The sequence below is a fragment of the Bacillus sp. es.036 genome (genome assembly GCF_002563635.1).
Taxonomy (GTDB): domain Bacteria; phylum Bacillota; class Bacilli; order Bacillales; family Guptibacillaceae; genus Guptibacillus.
Genome location: NZ_PDIZ01000001.1, coordinates 410,365 through 429,838 on the forward strand (window position 1 = coordinate 410,365; position 19,474 = coordinate 429,838).

The 19,474-nt window shown below is 40.0% G+C and carries 23 protein-coding genes; 22 read left to right on the forward strand and 1 reads right to left on the reverse strand.

Annotation, left to right across the window (positions count from 1 at the left end):
• The 22 genes from ATG70_RS02175 (at position 1) to ATG70_RS02270 (ending at position 17,887) form a co-directional block, all read left to right on the forward strand.
• On the forward strand, positions 1–837 hold the full coding sequence (locus ATG70_RS02175; protein WP_098442744.1) for a carbohydrate ABC transporter permease: 837 nt from the start codon (positions 1–3) through the stop codon (positions 835–837).
• A 75-nt stretch (positions 838–912) separates the two neighbouring features.
• Entirely contained in the window at positions 913–1,926 is a 1,014-nt protein-coding gene (locus tag ATG70_RS02180; protein ID WP_098442745.1) for a LacI family DNA-binding transcriptional regulator, read from the forward strand.
• Between the two features lie 29 nt (positions 1,927–1,955).
• Positions 1,956–3,299 carry a GH1 family beta-glucosidase gene (locus ATG70_RS02185; protein WP_098442746.1) on the forward strand — a complete coding sequence of 448 codons (1,344 nt, stop codon included), beginning with the start codon at positions 1,956–1,958 and terminating at the stop codon, positions 3,297–3,299.
• 584 nt (positions 3,300–3,883) lie between these two features.
• Entirely contained in the window at positions 3,884–4,537 is a 654-nt protein-coding gene (locus ATG70_RS02190) for an ABC transporter permease (RefSeq protein WP_098442747.1), read from the forward strand.
• Positions 4,538–4,553: 16 nt separating this feature from the next.
• Entirely contained in the window at positions 4,554–5,549 is a 996-nt protein-coding gene (locus ATG70_RS02195) for an ABC transporter ATP-binding protein (RefSeq protein ID WP_098442748.1), read from the forward strand.
• Between the two features lies 1 nt (position 5,550).
• Entirely contained in the window at positions 5,551–6,288 is a 738-nt protein-coding gene (locus tag ATG70_RS02200; protein ID WP_098442749.1) for an ABC transporter permease, read from the forward strand.
• A gap of 19 nt (positions 6,289–6,307) precedes the next feature.
• Positions 6,308–7,219, forward strand: coding sequence for an ABC transporter substrate-binding protein (locus ATG70_RS02205; protein ID WP_257147586.1), 912 nt, complete (start codon positions 6,308–6,310; stop codon positions 7,217–7,219).
• Positions 7,220–7,652: 433 nt separating this feature from the next.
• Complete coding sequence (locus ATG70_RS02210) at positions 7,653–8,438, forward strand: SDR family oxidoreductase (protein WP_098442750.1); 786 nt, start codon at positions 7,653–7,655, stop codon at positions 8,436–8,438.
• Positions 8,439–8,820: 382 nt separating this feature from the next.
• Positions 8,821–8,997 carry a hypothetical protein gene (locus tag ATG70_RS22290; protein WP_179886153.1) on the forward strand — a complete coding sequence of 59 codons (177 nt, stop codon included), beginning with the start codon at positions 8,821–8,823 and terminating at the stop codon, positions 8,995–8,997.
• Between the two features lie 266 nt (positions 8,998–9,263).
• Positions 9,264–9,455, forward strand: coding sequence for a hypothetical protein (locus tag ATG70_RS02215; RefSeq protein ID WP_098442751.1), 192 nt, complete (start codon positions 9,264–9,266; stop codon positions 9,453–9,455).
• Between the two features lie 68 nt (positions 9,456–9,523).
• A complete protein-coding gene (sigY, locus tag ATG70_RS02220) occupies positions 9,524–10,060 on the forward strand; it encodes an RNA polymerase sigma factor SigY (RefSeq protein ID WP_098442752.1) in 537 nt (178 codons plus the stop codon).
• A complete protein-coding gene (locus ATG70_RS02225; protein WP_098442753.1) occupies positions 10,057–10,389 on the forward strand; it encodes a YxlC family protein in 333 nt (110 codons plus the stop codon). Before sigY ends, ATG70_RS02225 begins: the two co-directional genes overlap by 4 nt.
• Positions 10,376–10,588: a transcriptional regulator gene (locus ATG70_RS02230; RefSeq protein ID WP_098442754.1), complete on the forward strand. Its 213-nt coding sequence runs from the start codon at positions 10,376–10,378 to the stop codon at positions 10,586–10,588. Before ATG70_RS02225 ends, ATG70_RS02230 begins: the two co-directional genes overlap by 14 nt.
• A 4-nt stretch (positions 10,589–10,592) precedes the next feature.
• Positions 10,593–10,793 carry a PLD nuclease N-terminal domain-containing protein gene (locus ATG70_RS02235; RefSeq protein ID WP_179886154.1) on the forward strand — a complete coding sequence of 67 codons (201 nt, stop codon included), beginning with the start codon at positions 10,593–10,595 and terminating at the stop codon, positions 10,791–10,793.
• A 12-nt stretch (positions 10,794–10,805) separates the two neighbouring features.
• Complete coding sequence (locus ATG70_RS02240) at positions 10,806–11,699, forward strand: ABC transporter ATP-binding protein (protein ID WP_098442755.1); 894 nt, start codon at positions 10,806–10,808, stop codon at positions 11,697–11,699.
• A complete protein-coding gene (locus ATG70_RS02245) occupies positions 11,696–12,472 on the forward strand; it encodes an ABC transporter permease (protein WP_098442756.1) in 777 nt (258 codons plus the stop codon). The genes ATG70_RS02240 and ATG70_RS02245 overlap by 4 nt, the downstream gene beginning before the upstream one ends.
• Before the next feature lie 66 nt (positions 12,473–12,538).
• Positions 12,539–13,087, forward strand: coding sequence for a CBO0543 family protein (locus tag ATG70_RS02250; RefSeq protein WP_257147587.1), 549 nt, complete (start codon positions 12,539–12,541; stop codon positions 13,085–13,087).
• A 514-nt stretch (positions 13,088–13,601) separates the two neighbouring features.
• On the forward strand, positions 13,602–14,384 hold the full coding sequence (locus ATG70_RS02255) for a hypothetical protein (RefSeq protein WP_098442758.1): 783 nt from the start codon (positions 13,602–13,604) through the stop codon (positions 14,382–14,384).
• A 555-nt stretch (positions 14,385–14,939) separates the two neighbouring features.
• Entirely contained in the window at positions 14,940–15,095 is a 156-nt protein-coding gene (locus tag ATG70_RS22295; RefSeq protein ID WP_179886155.1) for a hypothetical protein, read from the forward strand.
• 214 nt (positions 15,096–15,309) lie between these two features.
• Positions 15,310–15,864, forward strand: a complete 555-nt coding sequence (locus tag ATG70_RS02260; RefSeq protein WP_098442759.1) for a recombinase family protein — start codon at positions 15,310–15,312, stop codon at positions 15,862–15,864.
• Positions 15,865–15,971: 107 nt separating this feature from the next.
• On the forward strand, positions 15,972–16,919 hold the full coding sequence (locus ATG70_RS02265; RefSeq protein ID WP_098442760.1) for a hypothetical protein: 948 nt from the start codon (positions 15,972–15,974) through the stop codon (positions 16,917–16,919).
• 128 nt (positions 16,920–17,047) lie between these two features.
• A complete protein-coding gene (locus tag ATG70_RS02270; protein WP_098442761.1) occupies positions 17,048–17,887 on the forward strand; it encodes a DUF4062 domain-containing protein in 840 nt (279 codons plus the stop codon).
• 174 nt (positions 17,888–18,061) lie between these two features.
• Here the strand turns inward: ATG70_RS02270 and ATG70_RS02275 are convergent, their stop codons facing one another.
• Complete coding sequence (locus ATG70_RS02275; RefSeq protein ID WP_098442762.1) at positions 18,062–19,066, reverse strand: hypothetical protein; 1,005 nt, start codon at positions 19,064–19,066, stop codon at positions 18,062–18,064.
• Positions 19,067–19,474: the final 408 nt, after the last annotated feature.

Here is a 19,474-nt window from a genome sequence, read left to right on the forward strand (position 1 = left end):
ATGAAAAAAAGAAAAAATCAATCAAAAGCAGGCACGTTACCGATTTATCTTATCCTGGGATTTACCTCTCTCTTTTCTCTGTTCCCATTTTACTGGATGTTCGTCATGGCGACGCAGCCGAGTGCGGCGTATAACTCCATTCCACCGACGCTACTACCTGGTGGAAAGCTAGTCGAGAACTTCCAGAAGGTACTGGATACGATTCCGTTTTTCCAGGCGATGTGGAATACTGTCTTGCTATGTACAGTCGTAACCGTAGCGGTTTTACTGATCAGTTCATTAGCAGGATTTGCGTTTGCGAAATTCCAGTTCCCAGGTAAAAACTTTTTGTTCATCTTAATTCTGTTAACAATGGTTATTCCGCCTCAGCTGGGATTGATTCCACAGTACTATCTCATTTCTCAGCTCGGCTGGCTTGATACATTGATGGGTGCAGGAATCTTATTCCTACTAAATCCACTCGGAATTTTCCTAATGCGTCAATATATTAGCGAATCCGTACCTGACGAATTAATGGAAGCGGCAAAGCTTGATGGGTGTTCGAACTTTAGAATTTATTGGAGTATCGTCATTCCGATTATCAAGCCTGCTTTTGCGACACTCGGAATTATTGTCTTTACGTTAGTTTGGGGAGAATTCCTATGGCAGTTCACCGTTTTGCGTGATCCTTCTTCTTATACGCTACAGGTGGCGCTTGCTTCTCTAAACAATGCTTTCCGAGTCGATTTCGGAATGTTACTTTCAGGCGTGTTCTGGGCAACGGTTCCATTGATCATTATTTTCCTTATTTTCAACAAGTGGTTTATTTCGAGCATTACGGAAGGATCTGTTAAATAATCGGCTGTCTCTCCCCCGTATTTTGATACAATAAAATGAGAATACGTTAGCGATGTTGCTAAGGAGATGAACGCGATGAATTTAACGATTAGAGATATTGCTAGAATGGCTGGGGTTTCTCCAGCAACTGTATCAAAAATTATGAACAACTACGACGGGATCAGTGAGGCCACTCGTCAGAAAGTATATAAAATCATTGAAGACACAAAATACCAGCCGACTTTTTCAGCGAAATCGCTGGCTACGAAGAAATCGAACTTAATTGGGTTAATCTACGCGGGGAAAATCAACGTCGATTTCAAACACCCTTTCTTTAATGAAGTGATGAATACATTTAAGAAAGCAGTGGGGGCTCTCGGATATGATCTCCTTCTGTTTTCGAATGAAAAGTTCTATCAAGGTGAAAGCAAATACCTGGAGCGATGTAGGCATTTCCATGTCGATGGCTGCCTGATCGTTGCGGGGGATGAAATTGAAGCGGCGGTTCATGAAATCGCGCAAAGTGAGATTCCGTGTATTGGCATCGATTTAAAATTAGAAGGACCAAAATCCAGCTATATCATGACGGATAATGCCAAGATTGGTATGAAAGTCGTTGAGAATTTCTATTTAAATAAAGTAAAAAAGGTCGCGTACATTGGTGGGAAACAAGATTCGCTTATTTCGGGGATTCGAAATGAAGGATTCATGGATGCGATGAAGCAGTTCGGTCTGCCGTTGAATGAAAAGTGGATTCACTATGGCGATTTCTTCGAGGATAGTGGGTACCACGCGATGATCAAGATTCTTCAGGACGATGAACGTCCTGAAGCCGTGTTCGCTGCTTCTGACATGATGGCGCTCGGTGCGTTGAAAGCATTGAAGGAGCACGGCATCAAAGTTCCGGAAGATATGCAACTAATCGGCTGTGATGACATTGAATCTTGTCGCTATAGCGATCCCCCTCTTACGACCGTGAAACAGGACAAACAAAAGTTAGGAAAGCTCGCAGCCTACATGCTGGATGATTTAATACAAGGAAACGAAGAGATCCATCCAGTGAAAGTGGACCCTGAACTTGTGATTCGATCATCTAGTATAGAAAGGTAAGAGGGCTCCGACTACAGGAGGCTACCAACATGACAACAATTCAATTTCCAGAAACGCTGAAATGGGGCGCAGCAACCGCTTCTTATCAAATCGAAGGCGCAGCGAATGAAGATGGCCGTTCGCCGTCCATTTGGGACACGTTCTCCCATGCGCCAGGGAACGTAAAAAATGGCGATCATGGAGACGAAGCATGCAACAGCTATCATCTCTATAAAGAAGACGTGCAGCATCTGAAGAAGTTAGGCGTAGACCTTTACCGCTTCTCCATTGCCTGGCCACGGGTTATGCCTGAAGGAAGAGGCGAGCTGAATCCGAAGGGAGTGGCTTACTACCAAAACTTGATCGATGAGCTGATTGAAAATGGCATTGAACCAATGATCACTCTTTATCACTGGGATCTTCCTCAAGTGCTCCAGGATAAAGGCGGCTGGGAGAACCGTGACACGATTGATGCGTTTAACGAGTATGCGGTCGCAATGTTTAAAGAGTTTGGCGACAAAGTATCGAAGTGGATTACGATCAACGAACCGTGGTGTGCTTCATTCCTATCAAACTACTTAGGCGCACACGCACCTGGTAAAACGGATCTACAAGCGGGCGTCGACGTCGCACACCATCTGATGCTTGCGCACGGAAAAGCCGTGAAATCCTTCAGAGAGCTTTTACCAGAAGGTGAAATCGGCTATGCCCCTAACACAGGATGGCTCGAGCCATTCAGTAACAAACAAGAAGATATCGACGCCTGTAAGCGAGCGATGATGTGGCAGAAGGAATGGTTCATGGATCCTGTCTTTAAAGGATCGTATCCAGAAACATTGATTACGATCTTTGAAAACCACAATGCGAAGCTAAAGCTTGAAGACGGCGACCTTGAACTCATTTCACAGCCGATCGATTTCATGGGCATTAACTATTACACTGGTAGTCTCGGACGGTATAAAGAAGGCGAAGGGCTTTTTGAAGTAGAGGAAATTCCATTAGACTATCGAAAGACTGATATCGACTGGCCAATCTATGCAGACGGTTTCTATAACGTCTTAACCGACCTTCACGAAACGTATGGTGATGTGCCGATCTATATTACAGAAAACGGTGCTTGCTATAACCATGAAGTAGAAGATGGAAGAGTGCATGATCAGGAACGGATCGATTACTTAAAGCAGCATTTAACTTCCTTACACCGTGCCATTGAATCCGGTGTGCCAATCAAAGGCTACATCGTTTGGTCACTGCTCGATAACTTCGAGTGGGCATTTGGCTACGAAAAGCGCTTCGGTATCATTCATGTGAACTATCGTACGTTTGAGCGCACGCCAAAGGACAGCTATTATTGGTATCGCCAGACGATTACGAATGGGTGGTTTGAGGTTTAAGAGGTTAAGGTTTGAAGCTTGAGATGAGAGCAGGACTCGCCGCGGGTGCGAGGGATTTTGCTCAGTCATGAACAACCAGGCAGGGGTACACGTTTTGTGTGAACTGCCTGGTTTTGTTTTTTTTATTTGAGGGTGCGGATTGTGTTTGGAGCGGTTTAGAGGTGATGGGTAGTGTGCTGGCAGTTGTTCGGTGGTCTGGGAATTAGAATGATTCTCGTTAGCCAATAAAATTCGATTTAGGCCAAAATAATTTCGTTTTGGACAATAAAAATGAGATTTGGCTAATATCATGAGAATTTGGCCAATAAATCGTGTTTCTCCCGCTGCATGAGGCCGGATTTGCTCATTTCACCGAGCGTTTCAAGCAGGTAAGCATCGAAAATCTGCAGAAATCCACTGCCCAAACCGAAGATCGAGCAAAAAACATAAGCTAAAGGAGTCTAATCGACACCATTCGCCATATAACGGGTGGTGACAGTCACCATTTCTGCACTTTCCTGTGTGAAAGCGCCAAAAACCGGAAGGACTATGTTACCATTAATATTGTTGTGTTTTAGGAATAAAAAGGACAGGGAGGTGTAATTTTGGAAAAATGGATGAAGTTTCTTGAAGTAAATTCTTCTCGCATTTTTGATTTGACGATTGAGCACGCCATTTTAGTAGGGTTAGCTATTCTAGTAGCGCTCCTCATTGGTGTACCGCTAGGAATCTATTTAACGACAAATGACTATCTGGCCGAAACAGTTCTACAGATTGCGTCTGTTATGTTAACGATTCCAAGTATTGCGTTATTTGGTGTTATGATTCCTGTCTTCTCGATCGTAAATCAGGGGATCGGGTTTGTACCAGCTTTCGTGGCATTGGTTCTCTATGCCCAGCTACCGATTATTCGGAATACATACACCGCGATTCGTAACGTTAATCCTCAAATGAGGGATGCTGCAATTGGGCTCGGGATGAAGCCCATCCAACGTTTGTTTCGAGTAGAGATTCCAAATGCGTTTCCAGTGATTATGGCTGGTATTCGCACCGCTGTTGTCATCAATATTGGCATCGGCGTCATCGCTGCTTATATCGGAGCGGGTGGTCTTGGCGTATTAATTACGCAAGGCATCTCACGAGGAGATAACTATTTGATCATTACTGGCTCGGTTGCTGTTGCAATTCTAGCTATGATTGCTGATGGCATCTTACTATGGATTCAAAAACGGTACACACCGAAGAGCATTGCTAATTAAGGAGTGAGGTGTAGGGATGATTACGTTTGACAAAACAACGAAAACATACGAAGGCAATGTCACCGCCGTCAAAGGGGTAGATTTTACTGTAGAAAAAGGTGAAATTGTGGTTCTGTTAGGCCCATCCGGCTGCGGAAAAACGACATTGCTCCGAATGGTTAACCGACTTGAAACGATATCAGATGGGAAAATCACGATTGATGGACAAGATTCTATGTCACTAAACCAAACGGCCTTAAGAAGAAAAATTGGCTACGTGATCCAAAGCAATGGCTTGTTCCCGAACATGACAATTGAAGAGAATACGATGATCGTTCCGGATCTCTTAGGCTGGAGCAAGAAGGATAAGAAAGAGCGGTTCCACAAGCTCATGGAGATGATTGGATTAAGCGGAGAGAAATTTGGAAAGCGTTATCCGCATGAGCTTTCCGGAGGGCAGCAGCAGCGCATCGGAGTTATCCGCGCATTAGCGGCAGATCCCCCAGTTATGCTCATGGACGAACCTTTTGGAGCGCTTGATCCGATTATCCGTGAAAAAATTCAGGACGAATTTTTGCAAATTCAACAGGAAGTAAAGAAAACGATTTTGTTTGTCAGTCACGATATAGACGAAGCGATCAAAATGGCCGATAAAATTGTGCTTCTTCGTGGTGGAGAGCTGATGCAATATGACACGCCTTCCGAAATGCTGGTCCGTCCTAAGAATGAATTCGTTCGAGAGTTCTTTGGAAAAGACAGGGCTATTAAAAGCTTAAGTTTACATACAATCCAGGACCTTAGAGAAATGATTGGTCTTGCGGAATTTGATGATGCGATTGCTGACACAAAGACGATTAATGTAAACCATGATCTCCGAAACACCTTATCCATGTTACTGAACCAGGAAGCGGATCAGGTGATTGTAAGTGATAATGACGGAAAGAAGCTCGGTGCGATCACGATTGATATTGTTCAGAAATACCTTCATTACGAAATCAAAGCAAAACCAGCCCCAGTTCTAGAGGGGGTATAACATGAATAAGAAGAGGGTTATTAGTCTTGTTGTACGCTATTCCGTATATGGGCTGGTCGCGTTGTTCTTCTTTTGGGCGATCCGTAACCACTATTTTGATTACATTTTTACAGAATCCACAACATTTTGGCATTTAGTTAAACAGCACTTACAGCTTGTTCTTGTTTCATCGGTGCTTGCCTTACTCATTGCCATACCTGGTGGAATTCTCGTTACACGGAAGCCATTTAGACGAGCGGAGTGGGTTGTCTCAAATACCGTAAACCTCGGTCAAACGATTCCCAGTCTTGCCGTGCTAGCTCTGATGATCAGTATTCTTGGAATTGGGTTTCAAACAGCCGTATTTGCCCTGTTTATCTATTCACTTCTGCCGATGTATCGAAATACTGTCGCCGGAATTGATTCCATTGATGAAAATTTAATTGATGCAGCGAGAGGAATGGGGATGAAGCCCATCCAAATTCTTTTCAGAATCGAATTACCGAATGCAGCCTACTCCATCTTAGCTGGGGTTCGAACAGCGATCGTTTTAAATATCGGAACGGCTGCGCTTGCTTATGTCGTCGGTGGAGGCGGTCTTGGGGTATGGATTTTCACTGGCATTCAGCTGTTTGATAATGGCTACTTAATTTCCGGTGCGATCCCTGTTACGCTACTCGCCATTTTTGTCGACTATTTGCTTCGACTTCTCGAGCGTCTAATCGTTCCTGAAGGGTCAAAACCGTCACAAGAATTGTAATGTGTTAGGAGGTGTTGATGTGAAAAGTAAGATACTTAGTGGAATCATCATCGTTATGATCTTAACGATGATAACATCCTGCTCAACGGTTGGAATTGGCGGGAAGCCAATTTCTGTTGGTGGGAAGAACTATACCGAACAGTACTTGCTCTCAGAAATGACTGCTTTCCTTCTTGAGGATGCCGGTTATGATGTGAAGCAAATGAATAATTTGAGTAGTACCGTTGTGCGTAAAGCCCTAGAGAATGAGCAGGTCGACTTAATGTGGGAATACACGGGTACGGCGCTTCTTACCTACATGGGGCAGGATACCATCGCTGATCCTGAAAAAGCGTTTCAGCGGGTAAAAGAAATTGATGGGAAAGAAAATGATATCCATTGGATGAACATGTCTAACGTAAACAACACGTACGCGCTCGCCATGAGAGAAGAACAGGCGAAAGAGTTAGGGATTCAATCCATCAGTGATCTCGCAGCTTATATGAATGATCATCCTGGCGAGCTTTCCATTGCCTCTGACGCCGAGTTTGCGAACCGTCCCGATGGCATTCCTGGGGTAGAAAAAACGTACGGATTTAAGTTCGATACAAATCAAATCAATCAGATGGACATTGGATTAACACAACGAGCATTAGACAATGGCGATGTTGACATATCGGTCGCTTTTGAAACCGATCCCACCATTGTCGAATATAACTTAATTACGCTCAAGGATGACAAGAATTTCTTTCCTCCTTATACAGCAGCAGTGACAATTAATGAAGACGTCTATGAAAAATATCCAGAAGTAAAAGAAATCACAAAACCACTTGCTGAACAGCTAAACAGCGACATCATGCGAGAATTAAACTACAAGGTAGACATTGAAGGAAACAGTGTCTCTGTCGTTGCGTATGATTGGCTTGTGGAGAATGGGTTATTGGAAGAGTAAACATAAAGGCCTTTCCCTCAGTGTAATGAGGAGAAAGGCTTTTTTTATGTAGAAAGAAGTTTCTACTGGTGAACAAAGAAGTCTGCTATTTCAATGATTTTTTTCATTAGAAAGCGAGGTTTCCCTTGAAAGTAAAGCAAGGAAGACTTTGTACGGACACACATGCCTGCCGTTCGTGTGCCGCGGTTAGAATGATTCTAGTTAGCTAATAAAAGTGGAGTTTGGACAATATATCTGGAATTTGGCTAATAAAGTGTGAATCTCATATCCATCGTGAGTAGGAGAGACCTTCCAATAGAGGATAAATGCGAGACTGACGGGAAAGTGAGGAGCTTTTCCGGATTTAACTGGCATTCCTTCGTTCTTTGTTTAAGATCCGATTCGAGTGGGAACAATCTCACATACACGATAATACAGATCGGAGGAAGAGCAAATGAGCAAAACGATTTTTATCACAGGGGCCGGAAGTGGACTTGCGCGAGGAGCTTCTCTTGGTCTTGCCAAAAAAGGACATAAAATTATTGCAACAACTGAATTAACGTCACAAAAAACAGATTTGCTTCGCGAAGCTCGTGAGCAGGAGTTAGATATTGAGGTATTCAAACTCGATATCACGAACGAGCGGGATCGCGAACAGATTCGTAAGTATGATTTTGATGTGTTTGTAGCGAATGCTGCCATTAATGAAGGTGGACCTCTTAGTGAAGTGCCGATGGACCGTTTCCGCGCTTTATTTGAAGTGAATGTGTTTGCCACGCTTGAAACAGCGCAGATCGCAGCACAGGAATTTGTGAAAAAACGGAGTGGGAAAATTGTCTTCATGAGTTCAATGGCAGGTATTTCCGCGACGCCGTTCGTCGGGCCTTACACCGCGACAAAACATGCGCTTGAAGGCATTGCCCAAACAATGCAAGGCGAGCTAAAGGAATTTGGCGTACAAGTGGCGACCATCAACCCCGGCGCTTATGACACGGGCTTTAACAAACGAAGCGCAGAAGAAAAGTGGAAATGGTACGATGAAGAGAAGAACTTTACACCTAAAGTAGAAATGGAGAAGCAGGATGCTGCATTGAATGATTTGTTTGATCCGAAAGACATGATCGACAAAATGATTGAAATCATCCCGGCTGACCACCATAAATTCAGAACCGTTCATCCTAAGGAAACAGAAGAGCAGTTGAAGAAAACCCAACAAGAGCGTTGGGACATGGAAATTTAGTTCATAGAGAAGGATAAAATATAGCCAGTGCCTTTTACCTCATGTGCGAAAGCATGCGGGGGAGGTACTGGCTTTTTTGTAGCTTATTGTAAGAGGAGAGGTTGGGAGAAGGCGTTTGGAAAACTCTGCTTCACCACAATGGTTGCTTTTTGGATAGTTTCAGTATCATACGTTTCTGCCTTGTAATGATACGGTAGTGATTGATAATAGTCTCTCAGGAAGGAAAAGAAGTAGTGTAGCACGCAAATAGTGGGAAAGATGTTAATTTGCCAGTCTCAAAATATTTGAGAAGTAGGTTTCCTATATGAGGTTAAGTGGTAGTTAAGATAGAAAGTTACAATATTTGGATGGTGTGAGAATAGGAGATTTGAAGGGGGTAAACATGTCTTTTGGTAAGAGGTTCCTTATTACATGGTTGATTGTAATGGTATTAATGATCATTGAGTATGTGTTTTTGCCTGATCATGTCATTATAAAGGGTCTTGCACTAGGTTTAACAAGCATGACAGTTGTGACCGTTTTGAACAAACTGTATCCCACAAAAGAAAAAACGAATTGATTTTCATAACTAGATTGAACATAACTTTGATGGTCAGGCAAATAAGGCGTTAGTGCAGCGGTTTGAGGAAAATGAGTTGAAGTTAATTAAGATGAAGATGATGTATGAAATGTTGCATGACAGTATTAAAGTTAGGTGAGGGACGTCTCTGGATAGGAGAGGTCCTTTTATTTTTGCTTTTCGTAGGTTAGTAGAGTAAAGAGTGTTATAGGTAATATATATTGATTTAAATTTCTAGAAGTGCAATTGAATGGAGAGCTTATAGCTTGTTAACAGGAGAATTAAAACTAAAAATTGTTAGCAACACGCACCCGATTTCGCTTATGTCTTTGAAATTAACAGCAATTGTTCGTAGTAAAGTGTTGAATAAAGAAAGAGAGGAAAAGCTAACTTCAGTAAGACGGAAGTTAGCTTTTTATGTATCATTTGTTGAAAGGGTTATTGATAAAGCTAAATAAATTTAAATTCAAATGAACGATTTCTAAGAGGTTAGCGTCATATAAAGGCAGGTAAAGGAGAGGATTGTATGGAACGCGAGGAGGAGATTCAATTAATTCTGCAGGCACAAGGCGGAGACGATCATGCGTTCACTCAGCTTTTTCAGTGCTATTATGCTTTCCTCTACAAATATCTTTTAAAGCTAACCTTAAATGAAGAGACTAGCGTCGATCTTGCTCAGGAAACCATGATGAAGTGTTATGTCAAACTTTCTTCTTATAAAGGAGAAGGGAAGTTCTCGACGTGGATGATTTCGATCGCTTCTAGGCTTTACATTGACATGCTTCGGAAAGAAAAACGAGAAAAGAAATGGATAGATGAAGAGAAACGTTCCCTGTCGCGAAAGCTAGCGTGGGACTCGAGTACAAAAGGAATGAATTGGAGCGATCTTTTCACAGATTTTAATACGTTAGACTCCACGCTCAGAGTTCCGATCTTGTTACGGCATTATTATGGCTACTCGTATGATGAAATTGGGAAAATGCTCGGGATACGTACAGGGACAGTGAAATCCAGGGTGCATACAGGTTTACGGAAGTTACGAAAGGAGTTGGATACGCCGTGAATGACAAGGAAGAAGAAAAAATTGTTCAACACCTTAAGCAGGATTGGCAGCATATCGATGATCTTGGAAAAGAATCACTTTCTCAGATTGATATGGAGAAGCAATTAGTCCTGTTTCAACAAAAAAAGAAAAAAGCGTTTTATCGCGAAAGTGCGCTCTTTTTGTTAACGGCGGTGGTGATTTTAACCGTAGTTATGATAAGTCTTTTCGAAGCTCCACTATTCTTTTTGTACTTCCAGATCATTGCAAGCCTGATTGCTCCTTTTGCTGTCTATTTCACCTATAAGAAAGTGAATAAGAAAGGAATGTTCGGTCATGACAAACCTTGAGCTCTACGTTTTAGTTCCCATTCTTATTCTCTTATTACTAACGCAAAGCATGCTTCTCTTTGTAGATGCAAAGAAAAAAGGGAGTTACCCATGGCTATGGGGGATCTGGGGATTAATTCAATTACCGATGCCAACGTTATTTTACTTGCTGTTCGTCGTTTGGCCATATAAACGAAGGTTAAAAAAGGAGAAGAGGTGAAAAAATGGAAATCTTGAACGACATAAACTGGGCGTTAGTTGCGCCGTTGCTGATCTTGCAGGCGATCTTAACCATTTCAGCACTTGTCAGCTGTATCAAACAAAAGGAAACAAACGGACCAAAATGGATGTGGATCCTTCTTATTCTCTTTGTGAATCTGTTTGGGGCAATTCTTTACTTTGTGATCGGACGTAAAAACAGTTAGGCGGTGAAAATCATGCTTGTTAAAATCGACAATCTATCGAAACAGTTTAAAGGTAAAAAAGCTGTTTCGAATCTCTCCTTCACCATTCAGGAGGGAAGCTGCATGGCCCTATTAGGTCCTAATGGAGCGGGTAAAACAACGACGCTGCAAATGTTAGCTCGAATGCTCACGCCTGACTCAGGATCCATCCAATTCAAGGGATATCCGAACAAAGACTATCGGCCATTGATTGGCTTCTTACCTCAGCACCCATCCTTTTTTAATTGGATGACTGCCAAAGAATTTCTTTCTTTCGCAGGTAAGCTATCATCGATACCAAAATCAGAGCTTCACGGTCGTGTAGAGGAGGTGCTAACGTTCGTCAGCTTAGAAGAAGCAATGACTAAAAAAATCGGTGGCTTTTCTGGGGGAATGAAACAACGCCTCGGCTTAGCGCAGGCTTTGCTTCACAAACCGAAGTTACTCATTCTAGACGAACCAGTCTCAGCGCTCGATCCAAAAGGAAGGCGAGATTTCCTCCACCTGATTGAAGAACTAAAACAAGACATGACAGTGCTATTTTCGACTCACATTTTACATGATGCCGAGCAAATTTGCGATGAAGTACTTATTCTGCAAGATGGCTGCTTAAAGTGGAAAGGGGCTTTACCTTCTTTACGTAAAGAATTTGATTTATTGCCAATTAAAGTCCAAACCGAAGAACCAATGAATGGAATCATCGAACAGCTTGAGATCATCGAAGCTTATGAATATATTGATCTTAAAACAGTGAAGGTGAGACTTCCTGCGCATGTTCATCCAAATGAGCTGTTACAGGAGCTCATTAACCGGAATAGAGCAGTGACTCATTTTGAAATGATGCATGATTCATTAGAAGATGCTTATATGAAGGTTGTGAGACAATGAACCGGTTTCTAACGCTATTACACAAAGAAATCATCGAGCTAATGCGGAATGGCAAATGGATCTGGCTTCCGGTCGTACTGATGATCATCGGCATCTCGCAACCCCTAACAAGTTACTATATGCCACAAATTCTTGATATGGCCGGTAACCTACCAGAAGGAGCGAGTATCACGATCCCCACGCCTACGGGTGAAGAAGTATTGAGCGGTGCCCTGTCTCAATATGGCACGATCGGTACCCTTCTGTTCGTTCTCTCAACCATGAACGTGATTGCTCAAGAGCGGCAAAACGGTTCCATTACGCTTGTTATGGTGAGACCCGTTAACGAGTGGCAATACTTAGGTAGTAAGACTGTTGCCCAGCTTGCCCTCTTGCTCTTATCACTCCTATTAAGCTACTGCCTCACTTGGTATTATACAAATTTATTATTTACTTCAGTAGACTGGAAGCTCATGGTGAGTAGCCTCGTCATTTACTGCTTTTGGGTTCTCTTCGTCGTCTCCGTTACGATTTTTGTCGGAACAATCATCCAGCATAATGGAGGAATAGCCGGTGTCAGTATTCTCTTCCTTTCGCTGATCAGTCTGCTAACGTCACTCCTTCCGAAATTCATGGACTGGAGCCCAGGAAACATACGGGGAGAAGCGACGAAGCTTTTAGTCGAACAACAATGGACCGAGTCAGCTTGGATCGTCATCGGTAGCACGACGATCTTATCACTCTTATTGTTTATTACAGGGGTTAGGGTGCTGAAGAGGTATAAGCATTATTAAAAGCGGGTGACAGGCACCCGCGAACTCCCTACGACTAACGTATAAATGATCAAAGCGGCGTCAATAATGAAAAGACTTAATCCGATTGAGGTGCGTCCTATGTATTTATTATTCGTGACGGTCGTTTGGATCTTTTTTGCTTATAAATTTATCGACTGGTCACAGTGGAGAAAGCAGTATCCTACGATTCTCTTTTTCATAGTGGTCAATCTTACATATAACTTCCTCTATTTCAATCACACACTGTGGGCGTTCAGAGGAGTTACGGCAGAATGGATCAATCATTCAATCATTAACATGGCCTTCACTTTCTTTATCTGTCCCGTCGGTCTCATCATCTACCTGCAGCGCTTTCCAAAGAAAAGGGTCAATCAATTCATTTACATCGCCATATGGGCAGGTTTCTACACAGTGCTTGAGACGATCTTCGCCTACAAAGGATTGTATTTCTATGACAACGGCTGGAACGGTTGGTTAAACATTCCCTTAAATATCATCTTGTTCGTGATGATCTATCTCCATTATCGAAGTCCGGTGAAAGCACTCATCATCTCCATTCCTATCTCCATCCTTTTCTATTTATTCTTCCCCGTCCCATTGGACAGTCTAAAATAATAAAGGAGTGGAGCCGCCGTTATGATGATTCGTGATGTTCTATCTGTACCCATCTTTTTGATATTGGCGCTGATAACGTATAGTGCCATGTGGATTTATTTGTGCAGGAAGAAAGTGAATAAAGATGAAGAATGAAGAGGGGATTAAATGCTTGCAGGATGTCGAGGAAGGTTCGATGTCCTGTTTTTTGTTTTTGTGGAGTATTCTTCCCCTACGCCTTATGTAGCATTTAGAGAAAAAGGCGGGTTTATCGCTTAGAGTAAGGAAGAGGTTGGTTTTAAGAATATGATTGCAGCACTTGTAGTTAACTGGCTTGGATCTACCCTTGCTATTTTGTTTGTCTATGAGTGGCCACTAAGTGAATACTTCGATGAAAAATGACTGTTTCCCCATTATTCCTTTCGATTACTTTCAGCTAATAGTAAAATAATAGAAAATAGATATGATTTGATTTATCCAAAAAATTGTAAGCTTATAGACATAGTACATATAGATATATATTGGAGGGATTTAAGTGGCCATTGCGACCTATTCAAAATTTACTAGCTTCAAAGAATCAATTCATTCCCTAACAGATCCTGTTGATCGGGAAGAGCTAATGAACGAAACTTTCTTACTTGAACGAGACGAGAAAAAGAACTTGGAAATGTATTATGCTCCGTTCGAACATGTGAATGAACATGCGAAAATCGTGATAGTCGGAATTACTCATGGACTTCATCAGATGAAGAAATCATTTGAAACGGTTTGGAATAACGGCGGTGAAGAAATTGAAGATGAAGAGGTTTTACAAAAGGTGAAGAACCATTCCAGTTTCGAAGGTCCGATGAGGAAAAACTTGATTGCGATGTTAGATGAATTGGAACTACATACATACTTAAACCTGGCCTCTACAAGTGAGCTGTTTGGTCCAGCCAGTCATCTCGTCCAAACGACTTCCGTTCTGCCTTATCCAGTCTTTTATAAAGGAAAGAACTTCAGTGGCTCCACCCCAAACATATTAAAAACGGAAGTACTGCATCGATACGCTTTGAACCATCTACCAATCGAGTTAGAGAAATTAAACGATCCATTAATCGTGCCGTTAGGTGTCAATGTAACAAAAGTACTGATGCATCTAACTGAAAACAACTTGATTTCAGCTAACTCGATCGTAAACGGGTTTCCACATCCTTCTGGAGGAAATGGCCATCGACATCGTCAGTTTTCAGAGAATAAAGAGGGAATGAAGGAAACGATTCGACGGTATTTAGCTAATAATTGCCCTTTTTTTAAAAAAGAAATGTCAATAAAATAAAACGTCTACCATAATAGTTTGCTAATTAAGGTAGACGTTTTTGTTACTATTCATAAAGTGATTGGAGTAAAAAGATCGAGAGTAAAATTTATAAGGGAAGTAGTCAGAATTGACGCGAACACGTAGGGACAGATTATAGGTATTTTTATGAATAACTAAACTAGAAAGAAATTCTGGTTCCCATCTATGTCGAAGCCTCAAAAATTAAAAGGTCCATCTCAGAATAACTGCTTCGAACGAAAGAGACAAAACAAATGGCAATTTTAATAAATATACTGATTAGACTAAGACAATTGTACGGGCATCCTGGAGTCATTATTCAGTAGTATTAAAATACCAGGTTCCAAAAGTAAAAGAAGTGATGAGCGTGATTGATAGAATTGATGAAAAGGATGAAAAAATCTCATCTTCACTGAGTTTCATAAGCTTCACTCCTTCTTTAAACGACTTTTTATGGAATAGTACGGTATATTCGTTCCAATCATTGATGGAAACACAGCAACTGTAAAGAATCAGGCCACTGACCGTGCTTATGGGATTGTTAAGGAGAAGGACGTGTCTGGTTATCAGGTTATTACAAGAGATGGTCAGAATTTCTCTAATGGAACGGTGGAAGCGCTGATGAATGAGCTGTTGGAGAATAAGTGGGAGTTGGCTGAGAATGTGATCATTCCGTTTGATATGAGGGAAGTTCAGGAGATAATATTATGAACCAATATTATTAACTAAAGTAAAAGTATAGAATAACAACAACTCATTATAGTTATTGTTCGTTTTTGATAACAACTCTGAAACTCTCCTCCAACGAATCAAAACTCCTCTAAAACTAGTATCAAAAGCCATTTCATATTCAAAGTTTCAATATATACCTTAACTACCCTTTTTGATAATATAAAGTATCAACAATCGAAAAGGGGAGACCATTATGTTATTTGGATACGCTAGAGTCAGTACGAAGGACCAAAACTTACATATGCAATTTGATGCTTTAAAGAAATACGGGGTAGAAGAGAAGAACATCTACTCGGAGAAAATCACTGGAACGAAAAAGGACCGTCCTGCTTTTACGGAGATGCTGAGATATTTGAGAGAAGGGGACACGGTGGTCGTTTACAAGCTCGATCGAATCGGTCGGAGTACAAAACACCTGGTGGACCTGATTAACGAGTTCCAGGAGAAGGGTATCAACTTTGTTTCGATCAATGAAAACATCGATACTACGACGGCGATGGGGAAACTTGTGTTTACGATCTTCAGTGGTTTAGCTCAGTTTGAGCGAGATATTATCTCAGAAAGGACGAAGTCGGGGCTGGATGCAGCAAGAGCTAGAGGCCGAAAGGGAGGAAGACCAAAAAAAGACCAATCCAAGTTGGATATGGCCTTTCGCATGTATGATAGTAAGGAGTACAGTATCCAGGAGATACTGGATGCAACAAATGTTAGTCGGGCTACATTCTATAGATACTTAAAAAAAGGTTAATATTAAAAATAATAGTACCTCTCCTGATTAATTAATATATTTTTCCGTAAATAATGTTAAAATAAACTAAAGGAATTTTTTTACATCAGATATTTGGAGGGTGAAAAATGCAAATTAGTGAATATTTCAATTTAGAACAAGATCAAACTGATTTAGAATTTGTAAATGTTGACACATCTAGAGATGTAGAATTGTTTATTGATCCTTGGTGGTTACATATTAGTACAGAAGATGAATGGTGTAGAGGAGCTTCTGTAACGTTGACCGGTTTTTTTGATCATATCATTGGTCTTTATGAACAGGGAGAAATTAATAGAGCACGTGAACTTTTTGATTTTGCACATGAACCAAATGAAACTTGTTTCGGATTGTCTTCAAATAATCCTGAAGGTACAGGAGCATCTGCAGATATGCTTGCAAAGGTATTTGATAATATCACCTCAAACGCAATGATAGAGAATGGACTGGTTACTAGACTTGAAGATTTGCACGTTTTTGTTAGTGACTTTGGTCAAGATCGTTTGTCTGACTTGGTAACAAACGTTATAAGAAAACACTTAGTTGACTATACAAAAGAACAATGTGGTATTTTGGGCATTGAATTAGATGAAGAAATAACAAACTTAGGTCATTATTGGAATGAGGTTACCAATGAGTGGGAAGTATGCAATGACCGTGCATTAAAAGTAAATGATAAACAAATTTTACTAGTTCCTAAGAAAATAGTTGTGAAAAATTATAGATACAATGCTAGTCAATACTGTACTCATTATGTTTTAGCTAGGAGACAAGAATACCATAAGCAAGTTAGATCAAACTTAGTTAAAGAAACTACCAGAAGAGATGGGACTAAAAAAATAGAAGTCTACAAAAAAGACATTAGAGAGGAAGAAATAACACAGGGAGAAAAACAATATGTTATTGATATAACTATGGAAAATGGTGATTTAATTCAAAGGTTTAGAGATGAAATAGCAGGGATACTCAGAGACAGTAAAAGAACAAATAAATTATCAGATCAAGATTTAATGAATATCTTTGACGAAGAGTTGTAATATACGAAAGCCTACCTGTTTTGGTGGGCTTTTATATTACATATTGGAGAAAACCTAAATTTCACAGACAGAACTTTTGGGGAGTATCTTCATATAAGTCAAATATAGAATAAAGGGGAGTATGATAATTGAGTTATAATGCGAGAGTCTTTAATGTAATGATTGCTTCTCCAGGTGACGTAGCAGCAGAGCGTTCAATTATAAGAGATGTTATATATGAATGGAACGCTATACATTCGATAGTTAGAAATATTGTCTTACTTCCTGTGGGCTGGGAATCACATTCTTCTCCAGAGATGGGGGCTAAACCTCAAGAGATAATAAATGGTCAAGTCCTAGATAAATGTGACTTGTTAATTGGTGTTTTCTGGACCCGTATAGGGACGCCAACTGACAAATATGCCAGTGGTACTGTAGAAGAAATTGAAAACCATATAAGTGTAGACAAGCCGGCAATGTTGTATTTCTCAAGTCAACCAGTTGTTTTAGAAACAGTTGATATGGAACAAATTAAACAACTTAAGAGATTTAAAGAGTCCTGTCAAAGTAGAGGACTCTATGAAGAATATGATAGCCATTCTAATTTCAAAGAAAAATTTTATCAACACTTACAACTTAAACTTAACTCCCACCCATTGTTTAATGACATTGATATGAATGCATATAGTGAAGTGATGGAATCAAAAACTAAACTTCCAGAGTTATCTAACGAGGCGAGGATTTTACTCAAAGAAGCAAGTGAAGATACTCAAGGCAATATTTTTCATCTCAGATATATGGAAGGAACAGATATTCAAGTAAATGGTAAGAATATCATCACGGTACAAAATAGACGTGAGATAGCAAAATGGGAGTCTGCGCTCGAGGAATTAATTAATGAGAGGTTAGTTGTTGGGAGAGGTCACAAAGGCGAGGTTTTTGAAATTACTAACTTCGGATATCAAATATCAGAAATGATTGAATTATAGATTTGAATAATTATTTCATATAATTTAAGGGGGAGGGGTCAGGAGAAACTCCTTACATACGTTATCATATCCACCCATAATTCCAAGAATTTCGGGTGGAATTTGATGTTTGAGTGTATAGCGAATTAATGAATTTTTCGTTTTTATTAAACTAAACTTATTTTCACTAAAAAATTAAGTATTAGCTAGCCCTTTTAATATATGAAGATTTTCAATCATCGCCCTACTCATATTAGGGTTTCTAACAAAATAAGCAAAAAGGTCCTTTTTAGCTTTGGCAATTGCGACTTTGTCAAAATACGATGTGTCTATGTATTCAATTTCACCATATCTGGCTCTATAGAAGGCAATTCGCTTAATATCTAAATGTCGATATGAATCATCTATAAAATAATTTTCTTTTGAGTTCATAACTTCAAGAGATATTTCATTCAGCAAATAATATCCTACTATTTGAGCAACCTCTTGCCATCTATAACCCACGTTTTTTCCAGTTTTAAAATCATATAGTGTACCGTCAATAATTACGTCACCGTCTGCCCCTCCTACAAAAGCAGAGGAAACACCAAAATTCGGATTGTATATAATTTCACTATTTGACCTTACAATTGTTGGTATAAACTCTTTTTGAAATACATCACATAACAAATTTAAATCTCTAAGGATCTCTTCATCAGGATCACTAAAAAAAGATTTGTCATAGATATTTGCTGGAGGAAGACCAGAGCGAAGAATGTGATCTAACGTAGCTAAGAAACAAGCATCTTTTGCTAATTGGTTGATCGGCTTTTTATTATTACTGTATTTTTTCAATCTTTTAACCGATCTTTTAAATCTTTTTTCAATTTTTGACCTAAGATAACGATGATTTTTTAAAAAGCTTGATAAGATAATAAATCCATGCTCAGCAGAAATATCACTGTAAGCTTCACTTCTATTTTTCTTTACTACTCGTGATAACATGATTCTGGCTAAATAATCAAATGCGGTCCCAACGACTGAAGAATTATAATTTTTCACTAGATTATAGGGTACTAAAATTTCGTACTGGGCTTTAGAAAATGCTTCTTTACCAGAGATAGTTTGAAATGATTTTTTTAATGGGATAACTACTCTTAGAATCTCTTGAAATTCTTTTTGATTAGGCTTCGAACCTTTTAATAAACTTGTCAGAGACATTCGCTTTTTCCTTTCGTCATTTATACTAAAGTCTATTTTACCATAAATATCCACGGTTTGATTTTTATACTGTATCGAAAAGAAAGGAGAGTTATTTAATTTCGAACTTCGTGTATAATCTTAGTTTTACGAGAATATCAACCTCTCTTATAGTAGATTATCATAATAAGTCCTCTATTTTAATAATATTTGATAATTTTGAAAATTATCTATTTTCCCATTAAAATACTCTTTCGGGAAGCATTACGTAATATTAACATCCTTATAGTCTCTACAGATTGATGTAGAGGCTTTTTTGTGCCTGGCATGTGCACACATGCTTTTGGGTTCAAGTTCCGACCGGTGAAAGTTGTGTTAACCGTGAGACAAATAACCTTATATTATAGTTAATATAAGGTATTTATAGTA

Bases quoted from the DNA above. Each gene is read 5' to 3' on its own strand.
- ATG70_RS02175 (WP_098442744.1), top strand. From the start codon at position 1: ATGAAAAAAAGAAAAAATCAATCAAAAGCAGGCACGTTACCGATTTAT.
- ATG70_RS02180 (WP_098442745.1), top strand. From the start codon at position 913: ATGAATTTAACGATTAGAGATATTGCTAGAATGGCTGGGGTTTCTCCA.
- ATG70_RS02185 (WP_098442746.1), top strand. From the start codon at position 1,956: ATGACAACAATTCAATTTCCAGAAACGCTGAAATGGGGCGCAGCAACC.
- ATG70_RS02195 (WP_098442748.1), top strand. From the start codon at position 4,554: ATGATTACGTTTGACAAAACAACGAAAACATACGAAGGCAATGTCACC.
- ATG70_RS02200 (WP_098442749.1), top strand. From the start codon at position 5,551: ATGAATAAGAAGAGGGTTATTAGTCTTGTTGTACGCTATTCCGTATAT.
- ATG70_RS02210 (WP_098442750.1), top strand. From the start codon at position 7,653: ATGAGCAAAACGATTTTTATCACAGGGGCCGGAAGTGGACTTGCGCGA.
- ATG70_RS22290 (WP_179886153.1), top strand. From the start codon at position 8,821: ATGTCTTTTGGTAAGAGGTTCCTTATTACATGGTTGATTGTAATGGTA.
- sigY (WP_098442752.1), top strand. From the start codon at position 9,524: ATGGAACGCGAGGAGGAGATTCAATTAATTCTGCAGGCACAAGGCGGA.
- ATG70_RS02230 (WP_098442754.1), top strand. From the start codon at position 10,376: ATGACAAACCTTGAGCTCTACGTTTTAGTTCCCATTCTTATTCTCTTA.
- ATG70_RS02235 (WP_179886154.1), top strand. From the start codon at position 10,593: ATGGAAATCTTGAACGACATAAACTGGGCGTTAGTTGCGCCGTTGCTG.
- ATG70_RS02240 (WP_098442755.1), top strand. From the start codon at position 10,806: ATGCTTGTTAAAATCGACAATCTATCGAAACAGTTTAAAGGTAAAAAA.
- ATG70_RS02245 (WP_098442756.1), top strand. From the start codon at position 11,696: ATGAACCGGTTTCTAACGCTATTACACAAAGAAATCATCGAGCTAATG.
- ATG70_RS02250 (WP_257147587.1), top strand. From the start codon at position 12,539: ATGAAAAGACTTAATCCGATTGAGGTGCGTCCTATGTATTTATTATTC.
- ATG70_RS02260 (WP_098442759.1), top strand. From the start codon at position 15,310: ATGTTATTTGGATACGCTAGAGTCAGTACGAAGGACCAAAACTTACAT.
- ATG70_RS02265 (WP_098442760.1), top strand. From the start codon at position 15,972: ATGCAAATTAGTGAATATTTCAATTTAGAACAAGATCAAACTGATTTA.
- ATG70_RS02275 (WP_098442762.1), bottom strand. From the start codon at position 19,066: ATGTCTCTGACAAGTTTATTAAAAGGTTCGAAGCCTAATCAAAAAGAA.